Source organism: Rhizobium sp. BT-226 (assembly GCF_025847085.2).
GTDB classification, from domain to species: domain Bacteria; phylum Pseudomonadota; class Alphaproteobacteria; order Rhizobiales; family Rhizobiaceae; genus Rhizobium; species Rhizobium sophorae.
In genome coordinates this window covers 468,085-474,921 of the sequence record NZ_JAOYTI010000005.1, presented here as the reverse complement: position 1 = coordinate 474,921, position 6,837 = coordinate 468,085, and the positions used below count along the sequence as shown (strand labels likewise).

Genomic DNA, 6,837 nt, shown 5'->3' with positions numbered 1-6,837 from the left:
AGTTCGGCGGCCGTATGCGGGTCCATCATCGCGGCGTGATAGATGTGCTCGCGATTCTCGGTCATCAGCGCCTGAACCGTCAGCTCCTGGACGTTGATATTGGTGCGGATCAGCGCCGTTAGTTGCGGCGGCAGGTCGCCGATGAAGGTCGGCTGGATGCCGGAGGCATCGACGAGGCAGGGCACTTCGGCGGCGCAATTGGTCGGCAGCGAGGTGATGCAGCCATTGTTGCGGACATTGCCGTAGATCACCGAGGGTTCGCCGGTCCAGACCGAGTTGATGATCGAGGAGGCATATTCCTTCGACGGCTTGACCTCGATCTTGTCGGCCGAACGATAGGCCTCCGCCTGTCCTTTCCAGCGCTCGATCTGCTCGATGCAGCGCTTCGGATATTCATCGAGCGGAATGCCGAATTTCTCGATCAGGTCCTCGCGGCCCTCCTTGATGAAGAGCGTACGCCAAACAGCATGATGAGCCCGAAGCGGTGCCGCCGGGCATGCGTCGCGGTTTTGAAGAGCGCATGATTATAAAGCCGCAGGCCAACAACCGATTCATAAATTAGCATCGCCGCACGAAAAGCTTGCATGCAAGCTATAAATCGGATGTCCTGAGAAAGGCTTCTCTGGTGTTGGGCGACCCAGTATGAAAAACCTCGATGCGCGAATTCGGTTCACAGGTGAGCGGCGACAGGTCACAGCCCTTTTCTATGATATCGTCGGCTCAACGGAGCTCTTATTGCGGAGCGAGCCGGAGAAGTTCTTTCGCTCCGTGTCAGCATTACATCAGAGCGCCGAGACGATCATAAAAAAACATGGAGGGTTTCTTCATCAGCGGCTTGGTGATGGGGGATGCTGTTTCTTCGGATATCCCGATCAATCCGAAGATGCGGCTGAAAGCGCGGTACAGGCTTCCTTGGAATTGTTAGGCATTGCAGCGAGCACCAAGAAGACGCGCACAGCTTTCAGGCTGCGCATCGGGGTTGCCACAGGTCTTGTCGTATTCTCCACGCAAGGAGACGAGATTGTCGGCACAGCACCCGTCCTGGCGGCTCGCCTGCAGGCGGAGGCCGAACCGAATTCGGTCCTGGTCGCAGATTCGACCGTTCAGCTCACGCGACACAAGTTCGACTACAGCCTAGTGCGGAAGGCCAAACTCAAAGGCTTCGAAGAGCCGGTTGCGCTCTGGCGCCCGCAGGAACGTGATAGATCAACCTCTGCGCTGTCGTCATTCAATGAATGGGACCGGCCGATAAGAGGCAGGGAAAGAGAGCTTGCCGCTCTTTCGAGCGCCTGGAATTCAGCTCGCGACGGCAAGGGCAGTTCAATCACCGTGGTCGGAGAGGCAGGCATCGGCAAATCCAGACTGATCGGCGAATTCGCCCGCAGCTTATCGCAAACTTCGCACGAGACCCTGATCTTTCAGTGCGGCAGGCGCCTGGAGAGCCAGCCTCTGCACCCATTTATGTCGTTCCTTGAGAGACTTGTGGCCGAACCTTCGGTTCTGAAGGATGGCGAAAGCGCGGCTTTTATGCAGGCTCTTCAAACAGCCGGCCGGGACGTCGACGCAACCGTCGTCGACACCATCCTCTCATTTACGTCAGAGCGATCGCCGGCAACCTCACGCAATATTCGAGCCTCCGATTTGTCGGGGCGCGCATTCAGGCGGAAGGTCATCGAAGCCGCTGCCGACATCCTGACATGCAAAGCGACTGGCGCTCCAACGCTCCTCGTCTTCGAGGATGTCCACTGGGCTGACGGCATGACGTTGGAGCTGATCGATCGGCTTGGATCGCTCGCAGGCAAGTTGCCGATCCTGGTGGTTCAGACATCGAGGATCAGGCGATCCCTCGCACTGGCGACCGAGATAGAATTATCCGGATTGGCCTCTGCGGCGGTTCGCGATCTCGTCGCATCGGTCTGGCGTGAGCGTCCCCCGCCGGGCCTGTCCGATTTCATCCTGGATCAATGCGATGGCATGCCGCTCTACGCGGAAGAACTGGCCAACTTCTTCCTGGGAAGGCAACCCTTGGGCAAGGCCTCGTCCGAATGGAAAGGGCTGCTTCTGGAAGGTGGCGTCAGCTCGCTGAATGATCTGCTTTCCGCCAGACTCGCGGCGACCGGTTCCGCACGACGGGCAGCGCAATTTGCGAGCGTCATCGGCCGCGAATTCAACATCTCGCTGCTTGCCTGCCTTCTCGAAGGGGTCAGCCGGCAGACGGTGGAGGTCGCGGTCGAGCGGCTTGTTTCCCAAGGCATCATCGAGCCTTCTTCCGCCACGCCCGGCTCCTTTGAGTTCCGGCACGTACTCACTCAGGAAGCCGCCTACAGCAGCCTTCTCAAAAGCGACAGGCGTCGCATACACAAGCGGATCGCCGAACTCCTGATCGGAGAAGCAAAGCCCAGTCTGCCGGCTGCCATCGCTGCCTGGCAATGCGCCGAAGCAGGCCTGCACGACGCCGCGGCCAGGTTTGCCCTGGCGGCGGCCGAGGCGAGCGTTCTGCGCTCCGCCATGCACGAGGCGAACGTGTCGCTCGAGCTCGGCGCGCAGGAGGTCAACAGCCTTTCCCGGCGCCATCCCGATCGCACCGAACTGGCATTGGGCCTGCTCGAACTTCAGGGGGTCGTTGCGAGCGCACTCGAGGGAGAGGGCTCGGAAAGCGCGCGGCGGGCCTATTCCCGCGCAATGCAGCTTCTGAGGAAACAGGCCTCGGCTGTTCGGTCGAAACATTTCCCGGTCTATTGGGGATGGTGGTTCACGGCGCCCAACATTCTGACGCAGCAGTCGCGCGCGCGCATCCTCGTCGGCGACATGCAAGCGGTCGAAGATCAGGAGACGCGGCTTCAATCCTATCACTGCGGATGGGCGACGAGCTTCCATGCCGGCGAGCACGAATTCTGCCTCGATTGCGTCGCCAGAGGCCTTGATCTTTACGACCCAGAAAGAGCGGTCAGAAATCGCGCCTTCTTCGGCGGACATGATGCCAAGGTCTGCGGCTTGGGCGAGAGCGCCCTGTCCTACCTGCTTCTCAACGATGCCGATGCCAGTGAACATGCGATCAGACAGTGCCTGGACTGGGCGGCCTCGACCGATCATGCCGGGAGCATGGTTCACGCTCTTTATTACGCCATCGTCCTTCGCCGCTGCCAAAGCAGATATGACGATGTCCATGACCTCGGCGAACAAATGCTGGCGCTTGCCGAGCGACACGGCCTCGCCGCCAGCCAGGCGCGCGCCAACATGTATTGCGGCTGGGCCGAGCTGATGACGTCGTTTGCCGAACGGGGTGAAGAGCGATTCCAACACGGTCTACTGCTCCAGCAGCAATTGGGCACCGACGATAATTTTTCCATGCACAGCGACATGCATGCGCAGGTGCTGCAGCGGCTCGGCAAGCCTGCTGAAGCCCTGGCGACCATTCACAATGCGATCAATGTCGGCCGCAACAGCGGTCAACGGTTCTGGCTCGCCGAACTCTACCGCTTCAGCGCAAGACTGAGACGAGATCTGAACGACCCTCCATCCTTGATAAGAAGAGACCTGACAAGGGCGGTGCAGATTGCCGACGCGCAGGGAGCGGCATGGATTCTGGCACGGGCCGAGTGGGATCTGGGAGGCATTGGTTGAGGATATGATCAGAGGGCGATCTTGCTGAACGGAGAACAACTCGAAAGAATGTTAGCGGCCCCGATTCAGCCGCCGCGTGATCCAATGGAGACCGTTCGCCGAATTCTCGAGCGGAAGCGGGAATTCGGTATCACGAGGCTGGGTTCCATTACCGAACTTGACCGCATCGGAATCCCGGTTGCCCAAGCCGTAAGGCCGTTGTCACGTTCGGTGAGCGTGAACCAGGGCAAGGGTCTCACTCACGGGCAGGCCGCCATCTCCGCTCTCATGGAATCGCTGGAAGGGTGGTCTTCGGAACGGATACCCACCGAGCGGGTCGAACTGGCGGGTTTCCGTTCCATGAACGGGCAAGGCTACTGGTCGCACCTCGCGGACAATGGGGAACGCGACGAGACACTTGCGTGGATCGAAGGCTGGGACCTCTTCTCGTCCAGGGCGGTGCCTGTACCGCTTGCCTTGGTTGACACCGCCTATACGATACCCTCCCCCCATCCCGGCTGGCTGCCTAGGAACACTACGGGCCTGGCGGCAGGAACAAGCTGGCGGGGGGCAATTGAGCATGCTTGTTTCGAAGCGCTCGAAAGGCACGCGCGTTGTGTGGCGATGAAAATACCGCACTTCTTCGACCGTTATCAACTGGACAGTCGTTCCGTTCTTGCCGGAGCCGCAGGGGAGATTGTCGGTCGACTACTTTCGGCGGGCTGTTCCGTAGGAATCTGGTCAATCCCGACGGATCACGGCCTCCCCGTCTACTGGTGTCACGTCATGGAGAGCGACCTACAGGCTCCTTTGGCCCCTTGGCCAGCGGGAGGCTTCGGCTGCGACCGGACCCACGACCGAGCGCTCGCCAAGGCGCTGCTGGAAGCATGTCAGTCCCGCCTCGGGATCATCTCGGCCGGGCGGGAGGACATGGCGGGACACATTTACCGCTACCAGGACGCTAGGGAACTGTCAGCATGGCGACGGCGACTCGCTATCCCCGGATTGCCTTACCCGTCACCGGACGGGGCTGACCTGAATACCGATACATCGCCGCTGCCGGTGGAAGCATTACGACGCGCGGGGGCAGAGGCCGTCATTGTGGTGGCACTGTTTTCCGATGAAACCATACCGCTCCATGTGGTGAGGGTTGTGACCCCTCCTCTCGAAACCGACCCGGAGTTTCAGAATGGGGTATGAGATCGTCGTGTTCCTCGGGCCCACAATGAGCGTCGCAGACGCCAGGGAGCACCTGGATGCATTGTACCTCACACCTGCGGGCAACGGGGATATCGTGAGGGCGGTGATCGAACATGATCCCAGCGCGATCGCACTCATCGACGGCGTGTTCGGCCAGTCCCCGGCGGTGCGCCACAAGGAAATCCTCTGGGCGATGTCGCGAGGCGTGCGCGTCTACGGAGCCTCCAGCATGGGTGCCGTGAGGGCCGCGGAACTGACGGAGTACGGGATGAGCGGATACGGCATGGTCTTCAGGTGGTACCGCCGGACTTCGCTCGCCGACGACGCGGACGTGGCGGTCGCGATGGCCCCTGCGCAATTGGGGTCCTTTCCCCTCGGTGATGCCCTCATTGACATCAGGCTGACATTGAAAAGGGCCTTGCGTGACCGCATCATAGGGCGGCAGCTTCAAGTGGCGCTGGAAAGACTGGCCCGCTCCATCCACTATACGGAAAGGAGCTTCGGGAAGCTAATTTCCGTTGCGGCCGAGCATGGTATGTCCAGTCAGGAACTCCGCGCGCTCGATCTTTGGCTCGTGGGCGGAAAGCGGAAGCAGAAGAAAGCCGATGCCATCGGTCTTCTTGCCCTCCTGTCGTCGGACAGCTTTGAGACGAAGAAACGCAGCGAGCCGAGGAGTTTTGAACTGACGGAGGCTTTTGCTTACGATATGGAATACTACAATTTTGCGGATATATTATTGGACCCTGCCCATCATTGATAGTTTTCTAATATATAGTATAGTCTCCACTTCGCCCGGTAAGGGAAACGGGCGGTGGGGGCAACGTTGGATGCCATCGCAAATTCGGGCGGCGCGGGACAGAAGGTGGTTTCCGACCTTCTGATCGGGACGCGTTTCCTGGTTTTCCCCCAGCCGCCGTTCATCAGTGGATATGAGAAGCCCGAGGTCGTCTGGATTGGCCGCTCCGACGGGCCGATCCTGGCTGGGCCTTCCGACAACCGCATGTACGTGGCCGACCCGGTCGAACCAAAGCGACCATATGCCCTTCCTGACCTCCCGCCCTACCCTGGGGTTCTGCGCCCCCCCGCCGAGCCGGGGCCGGACGGGCACTTCGACCATATACTCCCAGGATCGCCTGCCTTTCTTTCAGCCCACAGCTACGCTTGCTCCCGTCGCGTGCTGGATATCTGCGAGGGATATGTCGGACGGCGTATCGATTGGTTCTTCGAGCCGACCTACGACAGGCTGGAGATCGTGCCACACATCCCTCGATGGGAGAACGCCCAGTCGGGATTCGGTTTTCTGGAACTGGGCGAGAGCGAACCTCCGACGCCTACCTCCAGTTTTGCGTTGAACTTCGATGCGATCGCCCATGAGATGGGTCATCTCGTTTTGTTGGGCGAACTCGGCATTCCATACGGAGACGGCCAAGATGCCGACTTCTTCGCCTATCACGAGGCGGTCGCGGATTTCATATCGCTTCTCGGCCTTCTGCACTTCGACACGGCCATCGATCGGCTCCTCCGGCGGACAGGCGGGAATCTTCTGATCCACAACGAACTCGATCGTTTCGCAGAACTCAGCGACGAAAAGCAGCTCAGGTCGCTCAACAATTCGCTCAGGACCTCAGACGTCGGCGAAGATGTGCACGACAGGTCGAAGCCTTTCGCGGGAGCGATGTTCGACAGCCTTGTCGAAATATACCAGACGTTGCTTTTCGAAAGGGGCGTGACAGACCTAGATCCGCGCAGGTTCAGCAACCTGCGCCAGCAGATGGCCCCCGCACTGATCGAGGAGAACCTTCGCGGCTCCAAGTACGACTACGAGAAAAGGCATTTTGCGAGCAAGGCCGCACTACAGGAGGCCAGAGATATCGTGGGGGAGGCGCTTGTCCGGTCATGGGCGCGCCTCGACCCCGACCGTCTGACATTCCAGGGGGCAGCTGAAGCGCTTCTGGTATCAGGCTACAAGGGCCGCGCCCGCCCATACGTCAGGCAGATCGAAGACTGCATCAGATGGAGGCAAATATGCTGAAG

Annotated in this window: 4 protein-coding genes and 1 pseudogene; 4 read left to right on the top strand and 1 reads right to left on the bottom strand. The window is 60.0% G+C overall.

Translation table 11 applies throughout. The features are described 5' to 3' along the window. Positions 1–452: pseudogene (locus tag OIU37_RS29260) on the bottom strand (alpha-glucosidase/alpha-galactosidase); the annotation flags it as partial. A 190-nt stretch (positions 453–642) separates the two neighbouring features. On the opposite strand from OIU37_RS29260, the gene OIU37_RS29255 reads away from it, so the two are divergent. Genes OIU37_RS29255 through OIU37_RS29240 form a run of 4 tightly spaced genes read left to right on the top strand, consistent with a single transcriptional unit; the run spans position 643 to position 6,835 of the window. Further along, positions 643–3,624 carry an AAA family ATPase gene (locus tag OIU37_RS29255; protein WP_264259425.1) on the top strand — a complete coding sequence of 994 codons (2,982 nt, stop codon included), beginning with the start codon at positions 643–645 and terminating at the stop codon, positions 3,622–3,624. Between the two features lie 21 nt (positions 3,625–3,645). Continuing rightward, positions 3,646–4,803 carry a YcaO-like family protein gene (locus OIU37_RS29250; RefSeq protein WP_264259424.1) on the top strand — a complete coding sequence of 386 codons (1,158 nt, stop codon included), beginning with the start codon at positions 3,646–3,648 and terminating at the stop codon, positions 4,801–4,803. Beyond that, positions 4,793–5,560 carry a TfuA-like protein gene (locus tag OIU37_RS29245; RefSeq protein ID WP_264259423.1) on the top strand — a complete coding sequence of 256 codons (768 nt, stop codon included), beginning with the start codon at positions 4,793–4,795 and terminating at the stop codon, positions 5,558–5,560. Before OIU37_RS29250 ends, OIU37_RS29245 begins: the two co-directional genes overlap by 11 nt. Positions 5,561–5,614: 54 nt before the next feature. Next, complete coding sequence (locus OIU37_RS29240; protein WP_264259422.1) at positions 5,615–6,835, top strand: hypothetical protein; 1,221 nt, start codon at positions 5,615–5,617, stop codon at positions 6,833–6,835. Positions 6,836–6,837: the final 2 nt, after the last annotated feature.

Bases quoted from the DNA above. Each gene is read 5' to 3' on its own strand.
- OIU37_RS29255 (WP_264259425.1), top strand. From the start codon at position 643: ATGAAAAACCTCGATGCGCGAATTCGGTTCACAGGTGAGCGGCGACAG.
- OIU37_RS29245 (WP_264259423.1), top strand. From the start codon at position 4,793: ATGGGGTATGAGATCGTCGTGTTCCTCGGGCCCACAATGAGCGTCGCA.